The sequence below is a fragment of the Enterococcus avium ATCC 14025 genome (assembly GCF_000406965.1).
GTDB classification, from domain to species: Bacteria; Bacillota; Bacilli; order Lactobacillales; family Enterococcaceae; genus Enterococcus_A; species Enterococcus_A avium.
Genome location: NZ_KE136368.1, coordinates 79,576 through 105,678, shown reverse-complemented (window position 1 = coordinate 105,678; position 26,103 = coordinate 79,576). Strand labels below are relative to the sequence as shown.

Genomic DNA, 26,103 nt, shown 5'->3' with positions numbered 1-26,103 from the left:
CTCCTGCTTTCTTCTAATCAAAGGTAATCATTGTTTTTAATGTATCTGGTCTTAACGCATATTCAAAGGCTTCAACTGCCTCCGTGTAATCAAAAGTCTTCGCTAATAATGGTGTTACGTCTACGATTCCTTTTGCAATCAATTGAACCGAACGATAAAAGGTTGGTATTTTAGGACTGACTGTTCCAGTAATCAACTTTTCATAAGAATGGACCGCCCCCATATCGGTCGGCACGGGCTCATTCGGATGCAGCGAGCTGAACATAAAGGTTTGCCCCCCAGTTGCTGTAAAATCCATTGCCTGTTTCGCAATTTGCGGAAGAGCCGTAGTATTGAAAACAACTTCCGCGCCGCGTCCTTCTGTATGTTCTTTGACAAAATTCACAGCATCGACCTTGGTTGGATCAAAGGTGAGGTCCGCGCCTAATTCCTCCGCCAATTTCCTGCGTTCAGCATTGGGTTCACTGAGAATCACACGCGTTCCTGACAATTTCGCCAAAACGACATGAAAAAGTCCCATCACTCCGCCACCAATAATCACCACGTCCTGTCCGAACATCAGCTGGGCCCTTTCAACACTGTTTACCACACAGGCCAACGGTTCGGTAAAGGCACTATGGGTAAAAGGAACCTCTTTCGGATATTTGTAAAGATCGCGACTTTTTACGGCGATGTATTGCGACATCCCTAAAAAGCCGGAAATGCCATCAAGGTTTTGGAAGGTCGTTGATTTTGACACCTCGATACATAGATTCTCACGCCCTGTTTTACAATAATGGCACTCTCCGCAGGCTGGAATAATGTATTTAACGACATGATCTCCCACATCAAAATGTTCAGGATTTACATCGCTGCCGATTTCAACAACTTCTCCGCTAAACTCATGACCGCCAATTCTTGGATAGGTATATTTCATGTCGCCTAAATAATCGCGCAAATCATTGGTACAAAGGCCATTTGCTCTAACCTTCATTAGTACTTCATCCTTTTCGATCTTCGGCATTGGCAGCTCTTGAATCTCCAGCTGCTTGATTCCTGTTTCAACAATTGCTTTCATTTCATAGCCTCATTCCTATTAAGGTAATATTTTCATCTAGTTAACCAGCCCAAACCACACTTGCTGATAGTTTGAGCTGGTCGATAGCTTAGCCTAAAATTCCAAAGAAGCCCGCAACTACTCCGACAACGACGATCAGACCAATGATTTTTAATGAAGACCAGCCTTTTTTCATTAAGAAATAAATCAGCATAGTAAAGGCAAATGGTAAAATATTCGGCATCACGGCATCCAGGAACTGTTCCTGAACTTTAAAGGTTGTGGTGGAGCTGACGATCTTCAAGGCAACGTGCATTTTTACATAACTAGAAATCAGACCGCCCATTACCATACAACCCATGATTTCGGCGCCGCGCAGAACCTTATTTAACAGACCCTTCTCGAGAAAGTCCATGACGGCATCTGCTCCGGCTCGATAGCCGAACATGAAGTTGGCATAACTCATTCCCCAAGCGATCGCGATAATAGCAACAGCGTAAATGATCGAACCCCAGATTGTTCCTTTTAATGTCAAATCAATACAGATCGCTAACAAGATTGGGATCAAAACTCCTTGGAAAATCGTATCGCCGATCCCCGACAGCGGCCCCATCAATGATGTCTTCAAACTCGTAATAAACTCACTTGGAATCGCAACACCTTTGGCTTTTTGCTCCTCCAGCGCAATGATCATCCCGATAATACAAGAACCAAATTCGATATGCACATTGAAGAATTCAATTTCACGCTTCATCATTTCTTTTTTCTTTTCCGGATCATCGTTATACAAACGTTTCGAAATAGGAACGAAAACATGTGCAACCGCTTGGCCCATCATCCGTTCATAGTTGTAACAGGTTTGCGGTAAATTTTCCCAAATCAGCCAAGAGCGAATTAGATCCTTTTTGCGAATAACACTTCCTTCTACCTCTTTACTCATAGATTTCGTCCTCCTCTGAATCAGATTTATTGCTTGTCGCTTGTACATAGATCAATGCTGTTAATCCGGCGATCACACCTAATGGTAATAAATCCAAACTAGAATAAGTCGCTAAAATAAAGCCTAAGAACAAGAAGACACGCGCCTCTCCTTTAAAAATATACTGCAAAGTGATCGCAACCCCTAAAGCCGGCATCATTCCGCCGATAACTGTGAAGATCGTCAGAGCCGTTCCGCTCAATGCCTCAATGAATCCTGAGATGTAGCTCGCTCCGAAGTAAGCCGCCAATCCACAAGGAATGATCGTGATTACTGCGGTCAAAAGCTGCGGAAAGAGGACATTGGCTCGCCAAATTTTATTGTATTCACCATTTTCGATATAATTATCTGCCACGTGAACAAAGATTGAACCAAAGGTCATTCGCCCATACCAGACGATTGTTCCTAACAAACCGATCGGTACAGCAACTGACAAAGCTGTTTTGGCATCGAGTCCACCTGTGATGGCGAAGGCTGTTCCTAAAATTCCCGCCAATGCCATATCAGCAGGCATTGATCCACCAGCTGAAATAAAGCCTAGATAAACTAAATTGATCGAAGCGCCTGTCATTGCCCCCGTCAGCGGGTCACCCAAAATAATTCCTGTAATAAGTCCGCATACCAATGGTCTTTGTAATGACCATAATCCAACAAAGGGAAGATTTCCTATCGCTAGAAAATAAACAACCCCACATAGAAAAGCTTGAAAAACTGACATACATTTTTCCTCCTTATTCTTAATAATGTATCTATTTTTTTCAAAAATAGGTTCGATTTTCATGCCGTATATCATCCAACTAAACTTCTCGACAAGTTAATTTACTCAGTTTGTTTTTTCTTCGTTGCATTTTAATCCTGCGAAAAGTTGGACTGACATCCTTATTCTTAATAATGTATCTATTTTTTTCGAAAATAGGTTCGATTTTCATGCCGTATATCATCCAACTAAACTTCCGGACAAGTTAATTTACTCAGTTTGTTTTTTTTCGTCGCATTTTAATTCTGCGAATAGTTGAACTGACATCCTTATTCTTAATAATGTATCTATTTTTTCAAAAATAGGTTCGATTTTCATGCCGTATATCATCCAACTATACTTCTCGACAAGTTAATTTACTCAGTTTGTTTTTTCTTCGTCGCATTTTAATCCTGCGAAAAGTTGGACTGATATTTTATAATAAATTTGTAATCTCAATTAACCGTTGTTCAGGTACTAATTGATAGAAAACATGGACCCCCTTATCAACCATCTGACGGATCGCTTCCACCTCCGCTTCATCACATGCTACATTTTTGATAAATGGTTTTCGTTCATCGCGAATCCCCATTCCGCCAAGATTTACTTGCGGCAAATCAATCCCGCCTTCAACCAATTTGGCATACGTGATTGGTGTCTTGGTTAAGAGTAAAACACGTTCTTTTTCATTAAATGGTTTTTTCAGCTCTTCGATTCCCTCTTCAGTCGTAAAGGCATCCACTCTGACCTTCGTCGGTGCTAACGCTTTCAATATTCTTTTTTGGAAAGGGTCGCTGGCTACAATGTCATCAATAATGATAATATGGTTAATACTGTATGAAGGCGTCCAAGCTGTAACCACCTCCCCATGAATCAATCGATCATCTACTCGCGCAAAAACAATGTTTTTCATATTACTCGCTCCTTTTTTTCAGTTTTTTGTATTAATCTTCTAAATTTACGTCTAAATAATTATTGACATCGATAAATGTGGCAGGAGCTTCACGTAGCAGCTTGGCACAGATATCCTCGGCTGAATTCGTTTCATTCATTCTAGCCATAAAAGCTTCTAGCACCATCGGCAAGTTCATTCCGGTAATGTGACGAACCGGATACTCGCCCATCAATCCAACCACCGCATTAAATGGACTGCCGCTGAATAGATCGGTGAAACAAATAATATCCCCTCCGCCGCCAAATTCTTCAATTGCTTGTTTGACTTTAGCCTTCAGACCGCCGATATCATCCTTTGGGTACAAGCCAAAAGCCTTAACCTCTGTCTGTTCCCCAACGATCATCTGGGCACTTTCTAAAATACTCTTTGCGAGATCACCATGTGACACAAAAATATATTTCATGTTCATCCTCCTACTTCATGTCTAATGTACTTATTTTTTCAAAATAAAAATTGAGTTTCACCACGTAGATCATTCTGCTAAATCGCTGGTACAACAACTCTTGTAACCAAAGATTTCACTTTCTTTTGTCGCAACCTGCAAAAGCAGAACGGATATCCTAGTCTCTACTAAATGTATTCATCCAAGAGCTGAGAAAGATTTTCTCGGAAATTCTCAAAAGTCGGATTTTTGATGACGCGATCAACAAATCCTTTTTCCTGAATGATTTTTGCTAGATAGTTCCATAATTGAAACACCTTGGCATTATTTTTTTCAATCGCAACTAACATGACCAAATGCACCTTGTTCCCATCTGAATCCCAATCAAGTTCATTCTTCAGTAAAATGACTGACACAAACGTTTCCGCAAGGATTGGATTGATCGGATGGGGCAATGCAATACCATTTCCAAAATAACTGCTGCCGATCTCTTCCCTTAGTTCAACTGCCTCTCTTAATTGAAAAACCTTATCGCCAACTTTTGAAACAGAGATAGAACAAATCTTATCCAAGACTTCCTTCTTGTTGGTAAAATGACCATATCGAAAAAGTGCTTCATCAAACAGATTGACGATTTCAAATTTGTCATTGAAGCCATCGATGGCTAATTTGATTTTGGAGTATTCTTGTTCGCTAGGGAAAAAGCTGATCAAAATCGCCCCCATTTTATCAGTCAATTCAGTTTGCTCCGTCGTAAAAATGACATCATAATCCTCAATATCCAGAAATCCAACCTCATGGGTGTTCACTAAAGTCAATATCGTAATTTCATTTGAGAACCAGGTAGCGAAGCGCTGCCTCAGAAGAATACTTTCACTGCGTTTTAAGCTAGTGATGATCAAAATCCGCTTCTTGCCGGAAATATCGTTGTATTTGGCTAGATATTGATTGAAGTAAATTGCCAGATAAGCAATCTCGCCCTCTTCAATTTTCTTGTCGATCGTATTTTGCAGCAGCATACACATATAGGCAGCAATATCAAATCCTAATGGGAAGGATTGCTTGATTTGATCCAGTAATTTATTTTCATTTTGAATATTATATTCAATTCTTGTGAGTAATGGCATCAGGTGTAAAGCTAATGAAATTCGTAAATCAATTTCTTGACGAAAATCAATATCAAATTTTTCATTGATTTCCTTCAACGCATGAAGAATGAAGGTATTGACCTCTTCAGAGATATAGTCGTCATTTTCATAATCACTTTTACCTTTGATATAGATCGCCAGATTAAGAATTTCTTCTTGCGAAACCTTGAAATAGGAACGTTCAGCCAAACGCTGGAATATTTCTGTCGAAACCTCCATCTCTGAGTCAAAGTCCGTGATTCCTCCAAATTCATCTGAACCGATATAGAAGCCGCTTTTCATTCGTTTGATCGCCATTTCGATATGGACGATCAAGTTTTGGAAAAGCGTTTCGGAAATATGAAAATGATGCTTTAAAAGAACACTGACTAAAACCATCTCAATCTCTTGCCGGAAGGATTCTTCGGTTTCCATATTGCTTTGACCCTGATGGATATCCAGATGACCCAATTTTAATAAGCATTTTCTTTTATCGTATTCATTTCCACTGATAAAAATCCCTGAATTTCGTTTTCGCTCCACACTCAACTGATAATTACTCAACAGCTTGTCTGCTTCCTTTAAATCCATATTCAACGTTGACGAAGCAATAAATAGCTGATCAAGAATTTTTTGACGGTTGATCGGCCTTTTCTGATTCAACAGTAATACACACAATTTTCTTACTCGATCTGATTGATTTGATTCACTTATGATCTCTTTTTGCTGATTATTTACTTGAAAAGCCGTATAATCCTTGATGATCAACTGACTGCCCTTAGATGCCACTGAGATCAGCTCAGCATATCGGGTAGTCGCTAGATGCTCTCGTATTTTTTTTATATCTGATTGCACTGTACGCATGCTTACTTGAAATTTTTCTACAAAATGGTCAGCAGTTAAAAAAGAGGGGCTGTGTCGTTCAAATTCTTGAATCATTTCTTTTTGTCTCTTTGTTAACACGTTATCTCCCTCCCTGTTTTAACCTTATTTCTCATTTACCTCGGTGATGATGGCTTTTACTCGATCTTCGACGTTGTCGATTGCCAGTTTTGAAAGCGACATAATATCAAATTCATTATGATTTCTTTCATAGGCTTGACCAAAGGTTCGGATAAAGGCCTGACGAAGATCGGAACCATAATTTACTTTAATCAAATTTTGCTGCTTCGCTCTTCTAACTTGATCAAAAGGAATTCCCGAACCACCATGCAAGACTAACGGAACCGATGATCGTGCCGCAATTTTCTCTAACAATGGAAAATCTAGATTCGGAGTCAGATCCATCCCATGCACATTTCCAATCGATACCGCCAACAAATCACAGCTGGTCCGCTCAACAAACTCTTTGACATCTTCAGGATTGGTTTTCGCATCTTCTTCAGAAATATGATCATCTTCTTTACCACCGATCGCTCCTAGCTCCGCTTCCACCGGTATTCCATAAAAATGACAATACTCAACCGTTCGTCGAACTTCTTCAATATTTTCTTCAAATGGCAGGTGTGACGCGTCTACCATAATCGAAGTGAATCCCGCTTCAATACACGCCTTCACGTCTTCAAAGCTCTTTCCATGATCCAAATGCAAGGCAACTGGAACAGATGCTTCTTTCATTGCTGATTTAACCATGTCAGCGATAATCTTTGGATTAGAAAGCTTCAAATTACTCGATGAAATAGCAATGTATCCTCCTAAGCCTTTTTCCTGATAGCCGCGAATGATTCCTGCCGTAAGCTCATAATTGGTTGTGTTGAATGCAGTTAAGACTAAACCATTTTCTTTTGCATAATCCATCAACTTAAAACCATTTACTAATTGCATGTTGTGTGCCCTTCTTTCTCTCTTACTACCTGAATCATATAATGAAAGAAGAGAGCTTGGAGCCGAACTTTCTGCAGGATCAATCATGCAATTAATTGTACAAGTCAATCCCTGCGATCCAGATAATCATGACCATTACTTATTTATCCAGTTTTTTAGCATCTTCCACAAAAGTTCGCGCCATTGGTAACAAAAAAGTTGCAGGAACGATCATGCAATTATCGTTGCTAAAGCAAGCTTCAATTAATGACAACTATGAATAGTTTAAAAAATCTCTTTTTTTACTGTTGACCATAACAGTAGGCGTACCATTTGATTATCTCAAAATTATAGTGCCGTGAATATTCATTACGAAATTCCTTGATATGAATTGAAACAAAATAGCTAAAAAAAGGAACTCAACGAGCTCCTTTTTTTAGCTAAAGAAAAATTCCTTTGTATCACTGTATCGATTCTGAATGTCTCTACTATCAAAATAACTTTGAGGAAAATTATCATCGACCAGAAAACGTTTCGATTCATACAAATAAGAATACTTATCTAATAATTGATCAAATGCTTGTACTTGATTTGGATTTGCCGACACAACTTGATAATCCAGTTCATAATCAAAATCTTTGTAAGTCGCCTTCAATGCCCCGAAAGAAACCGCCTCTTCAATTTTTACAACAGATATATCCTTATTTAACGCATCTGCCTTCAACTGGACCCATAAAGGATTCTTTACAACAGGTCCGATAGCAACAACACGTCTCACTTGTTCTAGTGGAAAACAGGTTGCTACATATTTCATTTCAAGACAGAGACCTAAAATAATTCCCAGCAAAACATCCTCTCGGCGTGTCTCCAAACTAATACCATACATTAGCCCACGGGATTTTCCACTTTTAAATGGTGCTCCCGATCCATTTAAATGGGGAATCAAGATCACTGGATCCTTCAAAGAAATTTGATTCAATAAATATCGTTGATACAATTTCCGACAATCTTGTTCAAACTCCTTTTGATCGATTGAAAAGAATTTTTGATACCATTCAAAAGCGTTGCCGCCCGTTGGCATCGAGGAAAACAACGTGTAATAGTTAGGATTAGTAAAAATGCCATTTGACAAAGATTCCTGAAACGATTTGTTTTCTAAAAAAGGATGATCATCAATCAGAAGTAATCCTTCGGTCGTTCCTGTAGAATTCAATAAATCTTTATCATGAAGGTTGATTCCTAGCGCACCGACCATATGATCGTGCCCTGCGATTCTTACAGAGATGTTCTCCTTGTTCAATTCACTTATCGTGCTCGTTGTCGTATATCCGATGATTCCACCTGATTCAATAACTGGCGGGAATCTGATCAATTTCTGTAAATCAAACATTTCCAAAATCTCAGTTGACCACTCACGTTTTTGCAAATCAAAGCACATCGTACGACTTGCCATCGAAAATTCTGTCTTCATCTGATTCGTTAAAAAATAGCTAATTAAATCAGGCACATTTAGCCAAGTATACTTTTGACCAATCAATTCAAGCCGATCTATCAACCATTTAATTTTCGGAATGCTGTAATTCGAATGAGCTGGTAAGCCAGTAATCTGGTAAATCGTTTGCTTTTGTTCTTGCGTCAACTCAGAAACATAGCTTGCCGCCCGTTTATCATACCAGGCAATCAAGGGTGTCACTACCTGTCCATCGGTATCAACTAAAACTCCAGCCTCGCCAACACTGGAAATATTGATTGAATCAATATTTCCAGAATTAGCAGAAACAATTTTGATTAAGATTTCCAACAATCGATCCCAGATTTCAGACAAGTCGAACAGTTCTCCATATTCATCGACTTTCTTGGTTGTTTGAAAGCTCTCACGGAAAACTAATTTCCCACTAGCTATTTCAAAAAGTGACACTTTCGAATTCGTCGTTCCGATATCAATTGTAATGGAAAGCTCCTTAGCCATTCAATGACTCCCCTTCTGGTGCAGAAGTCTCATCGATTAAATGAGTTTGCTTGAAGGTCACTTTGTAAATCCAGAACAAGACTATTCCTATCACAGGAATCAGAATCAACGCAATGAGATTGCCATTAAAGATCTGTAAAATCCAATATCTTAAAGGATTTCCGCCATCTAAGAAGCTTGATACCAGTCCGCTTGATCCTTCTGGGAAACTGAAATTTACATCCTTAGCCATGCCTGTAATAAATGGAGCAACCGCTGAGGCAATATATAGATCCCCAATCATGATCGGAATGGCGATCAATACTGCTCTAAAGACATTTCCTTTAGTGGACAAAACCACCATTGAAGCCATTACCGCTAAATTCGCCAAATCACCTAAAGGTAACACCGTATTTCCTGGTAAAACAAATGCCAAAATAACTGCGATTGGTGTTAATAGCAACGCTGTAGAGATAATCGCTGGATTTCCGACAGCTACTGCGATATCCAGTCCGATGTAAAGATCATCACGATCCGGATAGCGATTATTCAAGAATTTTTTGATCGCTTCTGAAATCGGCAACAATCCTTCCATCAAAATACGAACCATTCTTGGCAGGATAAACATCACTGCTCCGATACTGATCCCCATTGTCAGAATTCCTTTAAGGTCGTATCTAGCTGCCACACCTAATAGTAAGCCTAAAATCGTTCCTACCATCATTGGTTCACCAAAAATACCAAAACGTTTTTGAATACTGACAGGATTGATATCGATTTTTCGGATTCCCGGAATCATATCAATAATTTTATTTCCAATTAGTCCAATTGGGAAAAAGGTAATCGAAGAAACAGTTGGCAGAGAAATTCCTTCTAAACCAAAGTATTCTTCCCCTAATGGTGCTGCCCAGTCTGCCATTTTTAAGACAATAATAGCGATTAAAGCTGAGGCTAGAATTCCCAACCAGAAACTACCTGTGCTATAATAAACAAGTGTCCCTGCAAGTGCAAAATGCCAGTAATTCCACATGTCGACATCGACTGTTTTTGTTTGGTTAATTGCCAACATGATAATGTTGATGAGCATCGTCATTGGAATAACAAATGGTGCGATCGGTGATCCCCATGTAATTGCTGATAAAGGCGGCCAACCTAAGTCAACTACTGGAAGATTGATCCCCGTTTGTTCTACCATGGCTTGCGCTGCGGGGCCTACATTATTTGTTAAAATATCAAAAATTGCATAAATCCCGACAAAACCGATCCCGACTGTGAGAGAAGAGCGGAGCGCTTTTGCCGGTTTTATTTTGAAGATCAACGCTAAGACAAACAATACTAATGGCAACATAACAGTTGGTCCAAAACCTAGAACATACTGTACAACGTCATATAATGTTTTTGTCATATTCTCCATATTATTCTCCTTTTAGCTGCTCATAAATTGCGTTCAATACTTTTTCTTCGTTGATGCCTGTGATTAATGGTAAGCCATTGATGACGGGCGTTTCTAATTCATAAGGAATTTTAGTTGTTGAGACAATTAAATCAGCTTCGTCAGAATTTTGTTGAACAGAAGCAACATTGGTTTGTGAATAATTCACATCTGTCATATTCTTTTCTTTTAAAAACTCCATTACCTTCTCCGTTACCGCTGTTGAAGTCGCAATTCCCGTCGCACATACAAATAATAAATTTTTAGCCATTTTTCTTCCTCCTATTTCTAAAGTCCAATTTCATCTTTTGCAAGTTGATAGATTTCTTCTTTAGTGCCGTTCTTGATTTTTTTCAATAACTCAGCATCCGGCAAAATACCCATTAATTTCTTTAAAATGTTTAATTGCTTGTTTGATTGTCCTAATGCTAATAAGAAAACAATCGATACGTCGATTTTCTCGTCATCCATGCCACCCATCACTTCCATTTTGATTGGATTCTTTAACGTAGCAATCGTCACGCGATTATTCTTCACATATTTTGCATCTGTGTGAGGGATAGCCACACCAATCGGTTCTGTAGGCAAGCCTGTTGAGAATCCTTCTTCTCGTTTGATAACCTGTGTAGGGAACTCAACGACCACGTCCTGATCTTCAATTAAGGGCTGAGCGATTTTATGGATGAGTTCAGGAAAATCCGCCACTTCCATATTCACAAAGATATTCTTTTCATTGGTCAATGATTCTATATTTGTTAATGATTCAGTCATTCTTAAACCTCCACAGTGGCAGCGTTCATACTCAAAATTTTGGCATAAACAGTCTCAAAAACAGCATCCTCGGCATTTTGCAATACTTTGATCAAATTTGCTTCATTATTGTTTTCTTCATAGGCTTTTCCAACGCTCTTGATATAGCTTTGACGTAAGTCACTGGCAATATTTATTTTAGCAACATTAAATGCTACCATTCGTTGGATGTGTTCATCTGGAATCCCCGATCCGCCATGAATAACTAAAGGCACTGGTGAAACTTCGTTGATTTTTTTTAATAAGTCAAAATCAATACGCGGTTCATCCTCTAATCCATGAACATTACCTACTGAAACAGCCAGCATATCGCACCCAGTTCGTTCCACGAACTCTTTGACTTGGGCAGGATTTGTTTTCGAATCGGCTTCGCTAACATGATCGTCTTCTTTTCCTAGTATGGCGCCTAATTCTGCTTCGACCGGAATTCCATATCCTTTAGCAAAATCAACCGCCTTCTTAGTAAAAGCAATGTTCTCCTCAAAATCATACGAGGCACCATCAATCATCACCGAAGTAAACCCAGCACGTGTGGCCATTTTTACATCCTCAAACTTCTTTCCGTGATCTAAATGCAGAGCCACAGGAGTATCCATATTCTCTGCATAGCGAGAAACCATATCGACAATATATTCATAGCCCGCTAACGTGATATTGGTTGGGGCAACTTGAATGAATGTCGGAATCCCACTTTCTTCAATCGCTTTTAAAATTCCAACAGTTGTTTCGAGATTGGTCGTATTGAACGCTCCCGCAATTACTTTTCTTTCTTTAATAATGTCTAATAATCTGTAACCATTTACTAACGGCATATGCTACATTTCCTCCCTTTGAAGTACCGTTCCAAGGTAGTACTTGTTCGCTTTCAGCCATACATTTCCGAATTCTACTGGTAAACCTCCTTCTAAATAGACTAATTGTTCCAGATGCAATACTGGAGAATCAGGGGAAACTTCTAATTCTTTTCCACGCTTCTCACCTACTACTCTGGCTGCGTATCTACTTTCAGAGTAACCAATCCGTTTGCCGCTGATTTCTTCCATCACTTTAAATAAGCTTTCTTTATTAAAGTCATGTTCCTCAACACCTGGGCACAAGCGACTGTTGATCCTATTTTCAATCAACATGACTTTTTCCCCTTCAACAAACCGAATCCGTTTCATGTACAAATACTCTTCACCAACAGCAATCTTCAACCTTGAAGCGATCTCTTTTGTTGCCTTACGAAATTCAGAAGTGATGACCTTCGTTTCATAAGCTAATTTCTGTCCCTCCAATGATTCTGCAAAGGATAGAAGACCTTTACCCAATGAATAAGAGATGTTGTCTTCTGTAACATAGGTTCCCTTTCCTTGAATCTGGTATAACAATCCCTCTTCAACCAACATGTTAACTGCTTTTTTCACGGTGCCTCGACTTACTTCCAGAGACTTCATTATCTGGTTTTCTGACGGTATCTGTTCCCCCTTTCCCCATTCTTCAGAATAAATATTATTCCGCAAATAATCTGCTACCTGAAGATAAACCGGCTTTGAAACTTCTCTATTAATGATCATTTGATCACCTCCTGCATTCATTTGTACAACTAGAAACAAGAATGTACAAGTGTAATCATCAATGTACAAGTTTGGACTAGCGTGTACAAGTAGGTACAAGTTGATTGTAACCGGTATCACTGAAATTGTAAAGTTCTTTTTAAAAATAAAGTTAAGTGAAAATAAAAAAATGCGGAATTGCCTTATCATAGCTAATTCCGCATCTTTAATATTTATCTAAAATTTCGTGAATCTTTATGTGTAGGAAAATCAGTCGCCTAATTCTTTAATCAGCAAAAGCTGTAATCTCAGGATCTGTCAGATTTTCATGCTGGATTATCCAATGAATATTCGACTCTTCATTTGCAGTTCTTTTTTTGACACACTTCTCCTTAAAATCCCAAAAGCAATACAATCAATCTTTATTACCATAACTGAAATCGCTATGTCCATGACAAATAACCCTTGAAAAAAGGATATAAAAATTTCTTCTATACCTTGCTAAATCTTTTCAGTAGCGCCCGCTCCGTTTTTGTATACTTCTTTTTGGGTGCGCTGTTGGATTTTGGTGGTTTTTCAGTAGGCTTTTTGAGAGATGGTTCCATCTTGGCTTCAGCTGCCACTAAAGCCGATATTTCTTCGCCTTTTTCTGGTTCAGATTGATTAGACTTAGATGATCTCCGCTCTTTATCAGAAGTATCCGGAACAATTCGATCATTTAGTCTCGTTTTCTGCGAGATTACTTTATTGTAAGGTAACATGTCAAAATCTTCTTCACTTACCTCACCGAGCTCCGCTTCATGCATTATCGCTTCTGCTTCCTTTAGTAAGCTTTTGATTAATGTAATCAGCTGTTCCTTATTCAGCAAATGAAGGTCGTAGCCCTTCAATAGATCTGACTCTGCATCTGTAACCGCTTTTATTTTTTGAGGTTCAACAACAACTTCTTTTGCTTCTTGCTCTTTAGGTGCTCGTGTACTATAAAGCGTAGTGGTCCCTCGGCATTCGCAATCTAAGAATTTTGCAAATTGGCGTATATCTCCCTTTTTAAAAATTGTCATTTTTGTCAGAATGCCAAGCATGCGCTTCGTCTCTTCAAGAGTATTACTTGGATCAACGTCTCTCAATTTCCAGGTATGTTTCTTCCCACTTTCATCTTCAAAGTAAGAGATAAGTGTAAAGCTATCGTATTTTTCAGTAATTTCAGCAGTCCCTTTGTTTTTCAAGTAGCTCTCATAGATTCGGATCTTTTTGGTTGCTTTATAATAATTTGTTTCAGTTTTAAACAGACGTTTAATAACCGTGATCCATTCAGATTCTTCCACATAATCCTTCAAGAATGGACAAAACTTTTTAAGCGTTTCACTCGGCTCAGCATGAAAAAGCAGCTCACGAACAAGGTCTTTGCAAGGTAGTGAAAAATCACTAACCACCAATGCATTTCTTAAGATGATCGCGATAATGTATTCTATTACTAGATCTACATTTCCGGTCTCTTCCCAGAATTTGCACACTTTTTTCTCTAGGTTTTCTCTTTTTTTGACTGTAAAAAGTTGTCTCCTTGTCAGCTGCTTCATTTCCATGTATTTCGCTTCCTTTCCACTCACCGAGTATCCGTTTTCTTAGTCATCATAATTATGAAACAAAATGAAGAAAAATGGAAATCCAGCTTGCTTTGACAAAGAAACATTATTAGTAACTTGTCATTCTTATTTAAGTCGACTTATTATGATTGCTAAAACAGAAAACGAGATTTCTCAGATAACTTCTAAAAATAATCAACAAAGAACCAGTCAAAAATTTTGAAAACGGATTATAAAATATGAAAAATCAAGTTGAAAATTATTACTTTTTGAATACTATTCTTTTTTTTAATTTTTTTATTTGTCCTGAATTCTTATGCGTTCTAAACTTCTCTAAACTATAGAATTACATGAAGATAATCGCTATTTCTAACCCAAAATGACCACAAAAAAAACCGTTGCAAGTTACACGATGATTCTTCTTATAGTGTTCTCTCAATCAACATATAGATCAGTGTTGCTAGAATCAGAATAATTCTGATATGGATACTGACTCTAAATTTGAATATCCAAACTAACGCCGATGTCTTTTGCTCCATGCGCGGTTACTAGCGTAGTTCACCAACATTTGTTTTACCCATCCTTTTTCATAAAAAGACCAGTAACAAAATTAAAAAGAACGAACACCCGAAACTTTTTCATGCTTTTCCTTTTAGAAATCATTAGGTAAAAGACTGCCTACATTACTTTTAGAACCTACAGATTGAAATTGACTTTTCAAAATATACCTTCTACTCTTAAGATAAATGACGAATTATAAAGCTTGAACGCTGCCGATCATTTATTATAAAGGAGCTGCTTTTATGAACTATCAAGAAATCAAATCATTGTTCCCCTCCTCTTCATTGCAGACCACAAACGATCATAGTCCTGATGATATAGCTATTCCCGTAGAAGCTGGATTCATTCGGATACCGAAGAAAGAATTAACTGCCCGTGAAGAAGAACTCTTAACTCTTCTCTTTGGTAAAAATAAAATTGATAAAGAAAAACATTCTTGGTATTCATTTTTATTCGAAAACAAATCAATTGACCAAGAAGGCCATTACCGAGTGATTCAAATAAAACTTAGCACCTCTGATTTCCCGCTAAAAGAACTTTGGATAGAAGAAATCAAACAAATTTTTCCGAATATCGTAGACTTCTTTTTTACAACCGAAACTACCGCCTTTCTCGTTGAAAAAGAATCTGAGGACTATTTGAGTACCAATGAACTTGATGGCTTGTTTCTAGCTCTTGATACAGATTTCAATGTTTCGACAAGATTATTTGTGGGGTCCTTTCATTCTAGCCAACATAAATTTGCTGAATTTTTTTCTGAAGAGCAAACAGTCTTTTGGGAAACGACGACAAACTTAAAATGCAAAGATATCTCCAATGTGGCGATGTCCTTCTATTCAAACGAGAACATAAAGGCCAGCGTGCTTTTATCGGAGCTTTATACAATGTGGCTTAAGAAAAGTGAGATGTGTGAGATTATTCCGGCACTTTGGAACAATCTAGGAAATCTCAGCTCGACGGCAAAAGATTTGTATATGCATCGCAACACGCTGCTATATAAAATTGAAAAATTTTATTCTGAAACAGGACTTAATTTGAAAGAAGCGAATGCTTTATTTCTTGGTTATCTTCTTATCTTGAATTTTCATCATTCCTAGGATTTCGGCAAACTATGCAAAAATTGGCATTTTTCTTGTGTACATTCACGTTGAGATAAGAAAGCGCAATCATGTATAGTTTGAGTAACAAATCGAGGAGGGAACAAAACATGGTTGAAATCGCTTTAAATGGTATCCACAAGAAATATGAGAACAATGAGAATTACTCGGTCACGGATTTTAATTTACATATCAAGGATCGCGAATTTATTGTATTCGTTGGACCATCAGGTTGCGGGAAATCTACTACCTTAAGAATGATCGCTGGATTAGAGGATATTTCTGAAGGTGAATTTCTGATAGACGGCAAACTGATGAACGATGTTGCGCCCAAGGACAGAGATATTGCGATGGTTTTCCAAAACTACGCACTCTATCCGCATATGACAGTCTTTGACAACATGGCTTTCGGGCTTAAGTTGCGAAAATTTGATAAAAACGACATAAAAAATCGAGTTGAAAATGCTGCTGAGATTTTGGGCTTGACTGAGTATCTTCACAGAAAACCTTCTGCTTTATCTGGTGGACAAAGACAGCGTGTTGCCCTAGGACGAGCAATTGTCAGAGATGCTCAAGTCTTTCTGATGGATGAACCTTTATCCAATCTTGATGCCAAGCTGAGAGTCGCCATGCGAGCAGAGATCGCTAAACTTCATCAACGCTTAAATACTACCACCATTTATGTTACCCATGACCAGACTGAAGCCATGACTATGGCGGATCGAATCGTCATCATGAAGGATGGCTTTATCCAACAAATAGGCTCCCCGCAAGAAGTCTACAATACGCCTAAGAATGTCTTTGTAGCTGGCTTTATTGGCTCTCCGGCGATGAACTTCTTCACGGTTAGACTATCAAATGGCTGTATTACCAATGAGCATGGTCTGAACTTAAGAATTCCGCAAGGGAAAAATAAAGTCTTAGTCGAAAAGGGCTATGAAGGCAAAGAAATGATTTTTGGCATTCGGCCTGAAGATATTCATACCGAGCAAATTGTCATAGATGCGACACCAGAAGCTACTGTAAGATCAGAGATTGTCGTTTCCGAATTACTTGGTGCAGAAACCATGCTTTATTCAAAAATTGGCGATACAGAATTTGTCTCACGTGTTGATGCCCGCGATTTCCATCAACCAGGTGAGAAAATTGATTTAGCCTTTGATTTAAATAAGAGTCACTTTTTTGATAGTGACACGCAAGAAGCGATTACACTGCCTTAAAATTAAGCAAATTTGTATTAAGGACCGCCCATTTTCACAAGGGTGGTCTTTTTGCTTTACTTGAGCAGTTGATTTTTCTTATTTATCGTATATAATTTCCTATATAGAAAGGATGAGAGAGATGTCAGAAGCAAAACCCTACGGAACGGTACTCATAAAAGCAGCCAAAATCATGGATTTTTTAGCAGAGGAGCCTGATCAATCCCTTCAGGAAATTACAGCTGCTACAAAGATGACACCTTCAACAACTATTAAAATACTAGACACCCTAGTCCTAATTGGCTATGTAAAAAAAAGTGAGCATAAAACCTATCGGCTAGGTTCAAAATTAATTCGCTACGCCAACCAACGGCTTGAACAAATAGATCTGGCAGAAATCACTCTTCCCTATCTAGAAAAGCTCCAGCAAACGATTGACGAAACCATTCATTTAGGAATTTTGAGCGATAATGAAATTCTCTACATAAACAAGCTGGAAGCGAAGTACCAAACGATTCGCATGTCGTCAAAGATTGGGATCACACGTCCGTTATACAGTTCTGCTATGGGAAAGGCTGTCCTAGCAACCTTTTCTCAGGAGGAATTTGATCAATATCTGGCAGAGCATACGCTGGTTCCTCATACAGAAAATACGATCACCAATCCTCTGAGATTGGCAAAAGAGCTGAAGGAAATCCGGCATTCAGAGATTGCCTTTGACGATGAAGAAGTCGAATTAGATATCTTTTGTGTTGGGGCTTCCTTAGAAAAAGATGGAAAAGCGATCGGTGCTTTTAGTGTCAGTATGCCTAAATACCGACTAAACGATGAGAAAAAACAATTGATTATTCAAACAATTCTCCAAACCAAAAAAGAGCTGGAACAGCTGTTAAACAAATAAAAAAAGATTGCTTAGCTGATTGGACACGTATCTGTCCAATCAGCTTTTTTCTATTTGAAAGCTGGTGTGCTCTTTCTTCAAACAAAATAGAAAGAAAAACAATTTTCTTCATTAAACCGTTTGCAATTTCTCCTATTCCATGTATAATGAAACTATAAATTTCCTTATAATAAAATATGGTTTCCAAATAAGAAAAGAGTGATAAATGTGAAAAAGATTGAGATTCTACAGCGATTAGAAAAGGCTGGCGTTATTGCGGTCGTCCGCAGGAAAACAAAGGAAGAAGCATTACAGGCTAGTCAAGCGATTGTAAAAGGCGGCATGCATGGGCTCGAACTAACCTTTACTGTTCCACAGGCAGACGAAGTAATCCGAGAACTATCTGAGGCCTATCAGGATTCACCAGAAGTAGTTGTTGGTGCTGGCACTGTGCTAGATGCCGTGACTGCCCGATTGGCAATTATGGCTGGCGCTGATTATATTGTCAGCCCTACGTTTGATCAAGAAACAGCAGAAATTTGCAACCTCTATCAAATTCCATATTTACCCGGTTGCATGACGATTACCGAGATGAAACAGGCGCTGAAGAGCGGCGTGGACATCATCAAGCTCTTCCCAGGAAGTGCATACGGTCCATCGATTATTCCAGCCTTTAAAGCGCCTCTGCCTCAGTTGAATATTATGCCAACTGGCGGAGTCAGCCTAGACAATATGGCTGATTGGTTTGAAGCTGGAGTCATTACGGTCGGTGTTGGCGGTAATCTGTTAGCTCCTGCGGCAACTGGCGATTTTGAAAAAGTAACCGAGGTAGCTGCCCAATACATGACGAAGTTCCATGAAATAAAAGGACACTAATCTCACATTCAATCGTTAAATAGAAACTTGAAAATAAACTCATAAAGGAGGCTAATCATGGGAAAGGTTGTTACTTTAGGGGAAATCATGCTGCGGCTTTCAACCACAGCTGGTACACGACTCGCACAGGCTGAAGATTTTTCTGCTCATTATGGCGGTGGTGAAGCCAACGTCGCAATTTCCTTAGCAAACTATGGGCATCACGCGGTTTTTGCCAGTAAGGTACCCACGAACGAACTTGGACATGCTGTGAAAAAGCATCTGAATCGCTACGGCGTTGATACCTCTCAGCTTCTGATGGGAGGCCCTAGACTTGGAACCTATTATCTTGAGGCTGGCGTCGGCGAACGTGGCGCAAGTGTGGTCTATGATCGTGCGGGCTCAAGCTTTGCTGTGATGGAAAAGCTTGAATGGACACTGGAGGAATTATTCCAGAACACAGATATTTTCCATTTATCTGGCATCACCCCTGCTCTTTCAGCTAGCTGGCGAGAACTGACCGTAACACTTTTGAAAGCGGCTAAAAAAGCGGGCTGCAAGATCAGTTTTGACGTGAATTACCGCGGAAAATTATGGACACCGGAAGAAGCGGGAAAATCAATCCGAGCTATTTTACCCTATGTAGATTATTGTTCGGCAGGCAGCTTGGATGCCCAGCATTTTCTAGGCATCCCCCCTTATACTGGTGAGTCAGATAAAGAAGAAACAATTTATTACTATCAAAAAATGCAGGAACCCTATCCGAATATTTCTGTTTTTTATTCTACAAAACGGACAGTCCATTCCGCCAGTGTGAATGAACTGACTGGAACATTATGGGCTGATGGTGCCTATTATGAATCGCAATGCCATCTAATCGATCCGATTATTGATCGGGTCGGCGGCGGAGACGCGTTTGCTGGTGGTATTCTTCACGGCCTTTTAATGAAGGATTCGTATCAAAAGGTGGTTGATTTCGCGACAGCGGCCTCAGCCTTGAAGCATACCGTTCATGGCGACTGCAATCAGTTTAGTCAAGAAGAGGTAGAAGCATTTTTAGCCCTTGGATCAGGAAAAATTAGGCGATAAGAAGTTACAAGCTACGAAAAAATACTATTAGATAAAAACAGTTGGTTCATAACACAAGGAGGAATTCAGCAATGCAAAACATGGAAACACGCTACACCCATAGCCCCGAAAATATTCGTCATTATTCAACAGAACAATTAAGAGATGAATTTTTAGTGGAAAAAGTTTTTGAGCCGGGAACCATCACCTTAACTTATACCCACAACGACCGGATGATTTTCGGCGGTGTTGCCCCTACAAAAGAGCCCTTAGAAATCGTTCTGTCTAAAGAACTAGGTGTGGATTATTTTCTAGAACGCCGCGAGTTAGGAGTTATCAATATTGGCGGGCCTGGATTTATTGAAATTGACGGAAAAAAAGAAGAAATGAAAAAACAAGATGGCTATTACATTGGGAAAGAAACACGTCAAGTCATCTTCTCTTCACAAGACGCGGACAATCCAGCGAAGTTTTACGTTAGTTCTGTGCCAGCGCATCATAAATATCCCAACGTGAAAATCAGTATCGATCAAATCAAACCGATGGAAACTGGCGAACCTTTGACCTTAAATGAACGCAAAATTTATCAATACATTCACCCGAATGTCTGCGAAAGCTGTCAGCTGCAAATGGGCTACACCATTTTAGAGCCCGGCAGTTCTTGGAATACGATGCCGTGTCACACCCATGAACGTCGCATGGAAGCTTATGTCTACTTTGATATGGAACAGGATACGCGCATTTTCCATATGATGGGCAAGCCAGATGAAACCAAGCATTTAGTGATGAAGAATGAACAAGCGGCTATTTCACCAAGCTGGTCGATTCATTCAGGAGTAGGAACAAGTAATTATTCCTTTATCTGGGCGATGTGCGGGGAAAACATTACTTACACTGATATGGATATGGTACCGATGGATCAACTGAAATAAAACTACAACAAAAAAATAAATTAAAAAGGAGTTTTATCATGACATTTAGTATGGATAATTTTCGATTGGACGGCAAGGTAGCTTTGGTTACAGGCGGCGTATATGGGATTGGTTTTGAGATTGCCAGTTCATTGGCAGCTGCAGGAGCGACCATTGTTTTTAATAGTATCAATCAGGAATCAGTGGATCAAGGAAATGAGAACTATAAAAAAGCTGGAATCAAGGCCACAGGCTATGTGTGCGATGTAACCGACGAAGAACAGGTCCAAGCGATGGTTGCTAAAATCAAAGAAGACGTTGGTTCGGTTGATATTTTGGTAAATAATGCCGGGATCATCAAACGGATTCCAATGGTTGAGATGGCGGCTGAAGACTTCCGCCAAGTCATTGATGTTGACTTAAATGCCCCATTCATTGTATCTAAAGCAGTCCTGCCAGACATGATTGAAAAGAAAGCTGGGAAAATCATCAATATCTGTTCCATGATGAGCGAGCTTGGGCGTGAAACTGTTAGTGCTTACGCTGCTGCAAAAGGCGGACTAAAAATGTTAACGAAAAACATTGCCTCTGAATATGGGCAATACAACATTCAATGTAACGGCATCGGCCCTGGTTATATCGAAACACCTCAAACAGCTCCATTACGTGAGGAAGGCCATCCATTCAATAACTTCATTTTAGGAAGAACTCCTGCGAGTCGCTGGGGTACTACCACCGATCTAGCAGGCCCAGCAGTCTTTCTAGCTTCTGAAGCTTCTGACTTTGTTAACGGACATGTACTATACGTTGATGGTGGTATCTTAGCCTATATCGGCAAACAACCTTAAATCCTTCAGCCCCCTAGCTGAAACGACTAAGAGTGAGCCAAACATCTACGGGTGTTTGACTCACTCTTTTTGTCTTTAAATCAATACTTTTTGGATACGATTTGTAAAATTTTTTCAGGATACCAACAATCAAGTATCTCATCGCTTTAATCAGCTATTATGATCACTTTTTAAATTACTTCTTAACTGCTAACTCTTTAACAGTATCAACATCTAGTTTGGTCATCTCAGAAATATCTTCGATGGAATAATCTTTCGTTAATAGGTATGTCGCAGCCTTAATTTTCACTTTCCTACTTCCGATTTCTACCCCTTCTGCATATGCCTCCTTGTATGCTTGTTCATATGCTTGTTCATATGCTTGTTCGTATTTTTCTCTAAGTGCCTCTTCTTTTGCTTGTCCAAGTCCGGCTGTTCCTCCATACAGTTGAGAGATGGCGGCGACAGCGTCGTTAATGACTTTAGTTTTTTTATCAATTCCCATTGACATCTTTTCCTTTCAGGAATAGTAGACAAAGTATCAATCACCATGTTGAGTTTGCAGTTGCTTAACCGTATCAAGCTCCAAGCCAGTAGCTTCCACAACCTGTTCAAGCGGTATTTTCATTTCGATGAGGTTACGCGCAATCAAATATTTCTCACGTTCACGCCCTATCCTCTCACTCTCTAGTCGAACAGAGGAGATGACTGCATCGTTTATTGCTTTGGATTTATCGATTTTCATAATCATCTCTTTTTCCTCCCTTCCAAGTTTGTAATAGTCTATTTTTTGTTTCGCTTCTTTGATGTAATCTGGGGCGTCAGCGTGGACTGTACCGCTTTTGAAAAAGTATTGTCAATGATAAGCAGCGCTTTGTTGTTCGATTGTTTCGTTTTTTAAACTAAGGAAACAGGCGATCAGCAGCTCTTTGCCAGTGGTTCCGAGAAAGGGAACCGAACTTTCTTCATTTAGTAAACGGAAGCGTTGCAGAGCGGGCTGTTTTTTGTCAAACAAGTGAAAATCGATAATATTGATTCCATATGCGGGACGTAATGCGGAAAAATTGTTTCCTTTAATAAAATTAGCGGTTTCTAAATTTCCGAAGGGACTGCAAAATGCTTCCGCCAGATAAAAAATGGTTCGTTCGCGAAAGTACATATGCGGCTGTATCTGACATTCAATCGTGGTGTGACTGCCATCCTCACCGATCGCTAAGATATCCACTTCGGTGCGGGTGATATCCAACTTGTCAAAAGTCTTTTTGTAACTATCGATGTGATACGTTTCTTTTGGCTTCAGTTGCTTGAATTCAATACCGAGTAAATCTTTGACAAATGCCTTTAGTATATGAAGGGAATCTTCAGAGGTAAAACATTTCTTGAACAGTAGATCGTTTGTTGGTAAGTATTTTTGCATCGTTCTCACAGCCTTTCAGATAGGACACGTTTCCACATTGAAAGGCTGTTCTCGCCTACATTATAGCATGGAAATTTGTGTGCCATCTATATTCTTTTACTCTAAAATACGCAAACAAGTAGAGAAGGTTGCGAGAATATCGAAACCACAAAAAAGATTAAACAACTAAATAAAGGGAGCATACTTCGCAAATAATTGCGTTGCATGCTCCCTTTACTTATGAAAAATTATATCTACCGCTCAAGCAATGCTACAGCTATACATTCAAGCTTCAGCGGTATTTTGTATTATTTACTCTTATTCCTCACTCTTTTTAGTATCCAAGGAACGAATGACCTCTCTAAGCTGCTTGCTTGATGCGGCGAATTTCTTTCTTTCCTCTGGATCGATATTTAGTTCGATGATTTCTCGTACACCGTGTTGATCTACGACTGATGGCACTCCAGTAAATAGATCCTTTTCGCCATACTCTCCATTGAGATAAGCAGATACAGGCAGCACCGCTTGCTCATTATTCAAGATGGCTTTCACGATTCTCGCGACACTCATCCCGATGCCGTAAAAAGTCGCTTGTTTTCTGTTTATGATTTCATAGGCGGTGTTTTTTACACTATCAGAAATCGTGGTTAGATCATCTACTGTTAGCCGATTGTTCTTTACGATAAATTCCAACAATGGTTTTCCGCCAACTGTGGTATGGGACCAGACAGCTACTTCTGAATCACCATGTTCGCCAATGATATAGCCATGGATACTTCTTGGATCAATTTGTAATTTTTCGGCCAGCTCTTTACGAAATCTGGTGGTATCAAGAGTAGTTCCTGTTCCTACGACTCTGCTGCTTGGTAGGCCAGATGCTTGCCAAGCAACGTAGGTCAAAACATCCACTGGGTTTGAGGCGATTACTAAAATACCATCAAAGCCTGATGCCATGACTTCTTTCACGACACTGGTAATGATTCCGGCATTGATATCAATCAGCTCCAAGCGTGTTTGACCAGGTTTTTGATTAACACCTGCTGTGATAACGACAATATCAGCATCCTTACAGTCCGTATAATCGCCGGCCCACACTTTAATATTTTCTTGTGCCCAGGACATACCATCTAACAGGTCAAGCGCTTCTCCTTCTGCCTTTTCTTGATTGACATCGATTAAGACCAACTCATTGATAATTCCTTGATTGATCATAGAATAAGCTATACTTGTCCCGACAAAACCTGTTCCCACTACGGCAACTTTTCTACTTGTACGTTTCATATGAATTCACTCCATTTTTTTATTTTTCTAGTATTTATCACTGATTTCACGCTTCAGTGGATCATCTGCATTACGCGCTCCGATATTTTGAAATAGTGAATTCCGTCTTCCCGATGATTGGATCGCTTATTTCTTCTATCGAATCACCCATTTGATATATCTCTTTCTTACAGACAAGCTGCGGAGTTGTTTGACTCAATACTAAAACAGAGTTCGCGTAAATTTTTTTGATTTCTCCAGAGATTATTTCTCCATGGACATTCTTCGCAGTGATCGTATCCCCTATGCCAACCATTCTTGTCATCCCTTCTAATTGCTTAAACATTTCTTTTTTCTTAGCTTTATTAAATAGCCCTCAACATCGAAGATCGTCTCTAATATCTCATTTACTTGTTCAAATAAGCGTTTTGTATCTTCAAATTGTTTCGGACTTTCGATGCGTCGCCACTCTTTTTTATAGCAGATTTCATGAGCGGTCTCATCCATCGACACTACCTGTGAATTCTTTACAAGATGTACTCGCTCTTCACCTATCCCAATTATTTCTACCCATTCTCTCCAGCCATTTTTTATCGCGATGGTCCGAACCAATGACGGCAAATCCAACGCGTCTAGAGCCGCACTTCTTCCATCTTCGAAATGAATGGTGTAGGTGATACATTTCACAAATCCACAGGCGTTACACCCACCTTCAGTTATTCGCTCTTTGCTTGTAATTATCGCTTTTTCCATTAATCACATCTCCAATGAATAATCTTTGTTCACTTGAAATTTGATAAGGCTTCCTGCCAAGTTGGAATCTCAAAGCCTAGTGCCTTTGCTTTACTTAGATCCATGATTGACGTTCGCGGACGTGCTGCTTTTTGCGGATAATCTTTTGATGCTACTGGGATGATCTCTACATCCGTATCTTTTAGGATTTCCTTGGCAAACTCATACCAAGAACAGCTATTTTCATTCGATAGCTGATAAATACCAAAGGGCGCTTCCTGTTCAGTCAAGAAATACATGAATTCGGCCAATGTACGTGTCCAAGTAGGCCGTCCAAACTGATCCTCCACCACGGCTAGGCGTGTCTGTGTCTCCGCCAAATTACGCATCGTGGATACAAAATTGTCTCCAAATCTTCCAAATACCCATGAGGTGCGGATAATGTAATACTCAGTCAGTAATTCCTCGACGATTTTTTCGCCTAGATACTTCGTACGGCCATATTCATTAATAGGGTTGGGCAGCTCTTCTTCTTGATACGATCCAGCTTCTTTCATCCCATCAAAAACGTAATCCGTACTGATATAGACCAAAATAGAACCGGCAGCCTTGGCTGCTTCTGCTACATTACGTGTTCCTCCGACATTGATTTTTTCGTTTAATTCTTTGTCGACGCCTTCTGCTCTATCAACAGCGGTGTAGGCTGCGCAATGATAAATGATGGCAGGCTTCAGTTCGGTGATGAACTGGTAGGTCCTTACTCTATCGGTAACATCCAGCTGATCAGAACCAGCCGCCACGTATTCCACCGCTTTTTCATCTAGTAGATAACGCAGCTCCGTTCCTAATTGACCTTGACCGCCTGTAATTAGAATCATTGAGTTCCCCTCCTTTTTTCGTATCCTCTGTGTATCCAATCACACGTCTTAGTATACGTTGATGATCAGTAGTTTCCTTTTATTGGATTGCGCCGCTGATTTCCAAACGATCG

28 protein-coding genes are annotated in these 26,103 nt (G+C 39.4%); 7 read left to right on the top strand and 21 right to left on the bottom strand.

Features of this window, described 5'->3' with window-relative positions; all coding sequences use genetic code 11:
• Positions 1-13: 13 nt before the first annotated feature.
• From OMU_RS21370 to OMU_RS21305, 14 genes are all read right to left on the bottom strand, one after another.
• On the bottom strand, positions 14-1,057 hold the full coding sequence (locus tag OMU_RS21370; protein ID WP_016181930.1) for a zinc-dependent alcohol dehydrogenase: 1,044 nt from the start codon (positions 1,055-1,057) through the stop codon (positions 14-16).
• Positions 1,058-1,145: 88 nt separating this feature from the next.
• A complete protein-coding gene (locus OMU_RS21365) occupies positions 1,146-1,976 on the bottom strand; it encodes a PTS system mannose/fructose/sorbose family transporter subunit IID (RefSeq protein WP_016181929.1) in 831 nt (276 codons plus the stop codon).
• Positions 1,969-2,733 (bottom strand): PTS mannose/fructose/sorbose/N-acetylgalactosamine transporter subunit IIC, encoded by a 765-nt coding sequence (locus tag OMU_RS21360; protein WP_016181928.1) that lies wholly within the window; start codon positions 2,731-2,733, stop codon positions 1,969-1,971. The genes OMU_RS21365 and OMU_RS21360 overlap by 8 nt, the downstream gene beginning before the upstream one ends.
• A gap of 454 nt (positions 2,734-3,187) precedes the next feature.
• Positions 3,188-3,664, bottom strand: a complete 477-nt coding sequence (locus OMU_RS21355) for a PTS sugar transporter subunit IIB (protein WP_016181927.1) — start codon at positions 3,662-3,664, stop codon at positions 3,188-3,190.
• Between the two features lie 31 nt (positions 3,665-3,695).
• Complete coding sequence (locus OMU_RS21350; protein WP_016181926.1) at positions 3,696-4,109, bottom strand: PTS sugar transporter subunit IIA; 414 nt, start codon at positions 4,107-4,109, stop codon at positions 3,696-3,698.
• Positions 4,110-4,276: 167 nt separating this feature from the next.
• Positions 4,277-6,178, bottom strand: a complete 1,902-nt coding sequence (locus OMU_RS21345) for a BglG family transcription antiterminator (RefSeq protein WP_016181925.1) — start codon at positions 6,176-6,178, stop codon at positions 4,277-4,279.
• A 24-nt stretch (positions 6,179-6,202) separates the two neighbouring features.
• Positions 6,203-7,039, bottom strand: coding sequence for a class II aldolase (locus OMU_RS21340; protein ID WP_016181924.1), 837 nt, complete (start codon positions 7,037-7,039; stop codon positions 6,203-6,205).
• A 415-nt stretch (positions 7,040-7,454) separates the two neighbouring features.
• Positions 7,455-8,987 carry an FGGY-family carbohydrate kinase gene (locus OMU_RS21335; RefSeq protein ID WP_016181923.1) on the bottom strand — a complete coding sequence of 511 codons (1,533 nt, stop codon included), beginning with the start codon at positions 8,985-8,987 and terminating at the stop codon, positions 7,455-7,457.
• On the bottom strand, positions 8,980-10,380 hold the full coding sequence (locus OMU_RS21330) for a PTS galactitol transporter subunit IIC (protein ID WP_016181922.1): 1,401 nt from the start codon (positions 10,378-10,380) through the stop codon (positions 8,980-8,982). The genes OMU_RS21335 and OMU_RS21330 overlap by 8 nt, the downstream gene beginning before the upstream one ends.
• 1 nt (position 10,381) lies before the next feature.
• On the bottom strand, positions 10,382-10,669 hold the full coding sequence (locus tag OMU_RS21325; protein WP_016181921.1) for a PTS sugar transporter subunit IIB: 288 nt from the start codon (positions 10,667-10,669) through the stop codon (positions 10,382-10,384).
• Positions 10,670-10,686: 17 nt separating this feature from the next.
• Positions 10,687-11,169 carry a PTS sugar transporter subunit IIA gene (locus OMU_RS21320; RefSeq protein WP_016181920.1) on the bottom strand — a complete coding sequence of 161 codons (483 nt, stop codon included), beginning with the start codon at positions 11,167-11,169 and terminating at the stop codon, positions 10,687-10,689.
• Between the two features lie 2 nt (positions 11,170-11,171).
• A complete protein-coding gene (locus tag OMU_RS21315; protein WP_016181919.1) occupies positions 11,172-12,020 on the bottom strand; it encodes a class II aldolase in 849 nt (282 codons plus the stop codon).
• Between the two features lie 3 nt (positions 12,021-12,023).
• Complete coding sequence (locus OMU_RS21310; protein WP_034876718.1) at positions 12,024-12,764, bottom strand: GntR family transcriptional regulator; 741 nt, start codon at positions 12,762-12,764, stop codon at positions 12,024-12,026.
• A 470-nt stretch (positions 12,765-13,234) separates the two neighbouring features.
• Positions 13,235-14,326, bottom strand: coding sequence for a hypothetical protein (locus tag OMU_RS21305; RefSeq protein ID WP_016181917.1), 1,092 nt, complete (start codon positions 14,324-14,326; stop codon positions 13,235-13,237).
• An 803-nt stretch (positions 14,327-15,129) separates the two neighbouring features.
• Here OMU_RS21305 and OMU_RS21300 point away from each other — a divergent pair.
• From OMU_RS21300 to OMU_RS21270, 7 genes are all read left to right on the top strand, one after another.
• Positions 15,130-15,984, top strand: a complete 855-nt coding sequence (locus OMU_RS21300) for a helix-turn-helix domain-containing protein (RefSeq protein WP_016181916.1) — start codon at positions 15,130-15,132, stop codon at positions 15,982-15,984.
• 110 nt (positions 15,985-16,094) lie between these two features.
• Positions 16,095-17,204: an ABC transporter ATP-binding protein gene (locus OMU_RS21295; RefSeq protein WP_016181915.1), complete on the top strand. Its 1,110-nt coding sequence runs from the start codon at positions 16,095-16,097 to the stop codon at positions 17,202-17,204.
• 121 nt (positions 17,205-17,325) lie between these two features.
• Complete coding sequence (locus OMU_RS21290) at positions 17,326-18,084, top strand: IclR family transcriptional regulator (RefSeq protein ID WP_016181914.1); 759 nt, start codon at positions 17,326-17,328, stop codon at positions 18,082-18,084.
• A 207-nt stretch (positions 18,085-18,291) separates the two neighbouring features.
• Positions 18,292-18,939, top strand: coding sequence for a bifunctional 4-hydroxy-2-oxoglutarate aldolase/2-dehydro-3-deoxy-phosphogluconate aldolase (locus tag OMU_RS21285; protein ID WP_016181913.1), 648 nt, complete (start codon positions 18,292-18,294; stop codon positions 18,937-18,939).
• Between the two features lie 57 nt (positions 18,940-18,996).
• Positions 18,997-20,007 carry a sugar kinase gene (locus tag OMU_RS21280; protein ID WP_016181912.1) on the top strand — a complete coding sequence of 337 codons (1,011 nt, stop codon included), beginning with the start codon at positions 18,997-18,999 and terminating at the stop codon, positions 20,005-20,007.
• A gap of 71 nt (positions 20,008-20,078) precedes the next feature.
• The gene (gene kduI / locus OMU_RS21275; RefSeq protein ID WP_016181911.1) at positions 20,079-20,918 is read left to right on the top strand and encodes a 5-dehydro-4-deoxy-D-glucuronate isomerase; all 840 of its coding nucleotides are present in this window, start codon (positions 20,079-20,081) and stop codon (positions 20,916-20,918) included.
• Positions 20,919-20,956: 38 nt separating this feature from the next.
• Positions 20,957-21,745 carry a gluconate 5-dehydrogenase gene (locus OMU_RS21270; RefSeq protein ID WP_016181910.1) on the top strand — a complete coding sequence of 263 codons (789 nt, stop codon included), beginning with the start codon at positions 20,957-20,959 and terminating at the stop codon, positions 21,743-21,745.
• 175 nt (positions 21,746-21,920) lie between these two features.
• Here the strand turns inward: OMU_RS21270 and OMU_RS21265 are convergent, their stop codons facing one another.
• From OMU_RS21265 to rfbD, 7 genes are all read right to left on the bottom strand, one after another.
• The gene (locus OMU_RS21265; protein ID WP_016181909.1) at positions 21,921-22,229 is read right to left on the bottom strand and encodes an RpnC/YadD family protein; all 309 of its coding nucleotides are present in this window, start codon (positions 22,227-22,229) and stop codon (positions 21,921-21,923) included.
• Positions 22,230-22,265: 36 nt separating this feature from the next.
• Positions 22,266-22,475: a hypothetical protein gene (locus OMU_RS21260; protein WP_016181908.1), complete on the bottom strand. Its 210-nt coding sequence runs from the start codon at positions 22,473-22,475 to the stop codon at positions 22,266-22,268.
• A gap of 105 nt (positions 22,476-22,580) precedes the next feature.
• Positions 22,581-23,141, bottom strand: coding sequence for a PD-(D/E)XK nuclease family transposase (locus OMU_RS21255; protein ID WP_016181907.1), 561 nt, complete (start codon positions 23,139-23,141; stop codon positions 22,581-22,583).
• Positions 23,142-23,438: 297 nt separating this feature from the next.
• Positions 23,439-24,401 carry an L-lactate dehydrogenase gene (locus OMU_RS21250; protein WP_016181906.1) on the bottom strand — a complete coding sequence of 321 codons (963 nt, stop codon included), beginning with the start codon at positions 24,399-24,401 and terminating at the stop codon, positions 23,439-23,441.
• Positions 24,402-24,471: 70 nt separating this feature from the next.
• Positions 24,472-24,726, bottom strand: a complete 255-nt coding sequence (locus OMU_RS21245) for a hypothetical protein (protein WP_227131788.1) — start codon at positions 24,724-24,726, stop codon at positions 24,472-24,474.
• The gene (locus tag OMU_RS21240; protein ID WP_016181904.1) at positions 24,711-25,133 is read right to left on the bottom strand and encodes a DUF4809 family protein; all 423 of its coding nucleotides are present in this window, start codon (positions 25,131-25,133) and stop codon (positions 24,711-24,713) included. Before OMU_RS21240 ends, OMU_RS21245 begins: the two co-directional genes overlap by 16 nt.
• Before the next feature lie 29 nt (positions 25,134-25,162).
• A complete protein-coding gene (gene rfbD / locus OMU_RS21235) occupies positions 25,163-25,990 on the bottom strand; it encodes a dTDP-4-dehydrorhamnose reductase (RefSeq protein ID WP_016181903.1) in 828 nt (275 codons plus the stop codon).
• Positions 25,991-26,103 lie beyond the last annotated feature (113 nt).

Excerpts from the sequence above, each read along its gene's own strand:
- OMU_RS21370 (WP_016181930.1), bottom strand. The coding sequence starts at position 1,057 with ATGAAAGCAATTGTTGAAACAGGAATCAAGCAGCTGGAGATTCAAGAG.
- OMU_RS21365 (WP_016181929.1), bottom strand. The coding sequence starts at position 1,976 with ATGAGTAAAGAGGTAGAAGGAAGTGTTATTCGCAAAAAGGATCTAATT.
- OMU_RS21360 (WP_016181928.1), bottom strand. The coding sequence starts at position 2,733 with ATGTCAGTTTTTCAAGCTTTTCTATGTGGGGTTGTTTATTTTCTAGCG.
- OMU_RS21355 (WP_016181927.1), bottom strand. The coding sequence starts at position 3,664 with ATGAAAAACATTGTTTTTGCGCGAGTAGATGATCGATTGATTCATGGG.
- OMU_RS21350 (WP_016181926.1), bottom strand. The coding sequence starts at position 4,109 with ATGAAATATATTTTTGTGTCACATGGTGATCTCGCAAAGAGTATTTTA.
- OMU_RS21340 (WP_016181924.1), bottom strand. The coding sequence starts at position 7,039 with ATGCAATTAGTAAATGGTTTTAAGTTGATGGATTATGCAAAAGAAAAT.
- OMU_RS21335 (WP_016181923.1), bottom strand. The coding sequence starts at position 8,987 with ATGGCTAAGGAGCTTTCCATTACAATTGATATCGGAACGACGAATTCG.
- OMU_RS21330 (WP_016181922.1), bottom strand. The coding sequence starts at position 10,380 with ATGGAGAATATGACAAAAACATTATATGACGTTGTACAGTATGTTCTA.
- OMU_RS21325 (WP_016181921.1), bottom strand. The coding sequence starts at position 10,669 with ATGGCTAAAAATTTATTATTTGTATGTGCGACGGGAATTGCGACTTCA.
- OMU_RS21320 (WP_016181920.1), bottom strand. The coding sequence starts at position 11,169 with ATGACTGAATCATTAACAAATATAGAATCATTGACCAATGAAAAGAAT.
- OMU_RS21315 (WP_016181919.1), bottom strand. The coding sequence starts at position 12,020 with ATGCCGTTAGTAAATGGTTACAGATTATTAGACATTATTAAAGAAAGA.
- OMU_RS21310 (WP_034876718.1), bottom strand. The coding sequence starts at position 12,764 with ATGATCATTAATAGAGAAGTTTCAAAGCCGGTTTATCTTCAGGTAGCA.
- OMU_RS21305 (WP_016181917.1), bottom strand. The coding sequence starts at position 14,326 with ATGGAAATGAAGCAGCTGACAAGGAGACAACTTTTTACAGTCAAAAAA.
- OMU_RS21300 (WP_016181916.1), top strand. The coding sequence starts at position 15,130 with ATGAACTATCAAGAAATCAAATCATTGTTCCCCTCCTCTTCATTGCAG.
- OMU_RS21295 (WP_016181915.1), top strand. The coding sequence starts at position 16,095 with ATGGTTGAAATCGCTTTAAATGGTATCCACAAGAAATATGAGAACAAT.
- OMU_RS21290 (WP_016181914.1), top strand. The coding sequence starts at position 17,326 with ATGTCAGAAGCAAAACCCTACGGAACGGTACTCATAAAAGCAGCCAAA.
- OMU_RS21280 (WP_016181912.1), top strand. The coding sequence starts at position 18,997 with ATGGGAAAGGTTGTTACTTTAGGGGAAATCATGCTGCGGCTTTCAACC.
- kduI (WP_016181911.1), top strand. The coding sequence starts at position 20,079 with ATGCAAAACATGGAAACACGCTACACCCATAGCCCCGAAAATATTCGT.
- OMU_RS21270 (WP_016181910.1), top strand. The coding sequence starts at position 20,957 with ATGACATTTAGTATGGATAATTTTCGATTGGACGGCAAGGTAGCTTTG.
- OMU_RS21265 (WP_016181909.1), bottom strand. The coding sequence starts at position 22,229 with ATGGGAATTGATAAAAAAACTAAAGTCATTAACGACGCTGTCGCCGCC.
- OMU_RS21260 (WP_016181908.1), bottom strand. The coding sequence starts at position 22,475 with ATGATTATGAAAATCGATAAATCCAAAGCAATAAACGATGCAGTCATC.
- OMU_RS21255 (WP_016181907.1), bottom strand. The coding sequence starts at position 23,141 with ATGCAAAAATACTTACCAACAAACGATCTACTGTTCAAGAAATGTTTT.
- OMU_RS21250 (WP_016181906.1), bottom strand. The coding sequence starts at position 24,401 with ATGAAACGTACAAGTAGAAAAGTTGCCGTAGTGGGAACAGGTTTTGTC.
- OMU_RS21245 (WP_227131788.1), bottom strand. The coding sequence starts at position 24,726 with ATGTTTAAGCAATTAGAAGGGATGACAAGAATGGTTGGCATAGGGGAT.
- OMU_RS21240 (WP_016181904.1), bottom strand. The coding sequence starts at position 25,133 with ATGGAAAAAGCGATAATTACAAGCAAAGAGCGAATAACTGAAGGTGGG.
- rfbD (WP_016181903.1), bottom strand. The coding sequence starts at position 25,990 with ATGATTCTAATTACAGGCGGTCAAGGTCAATTAGGAACGGAGCTGCGT.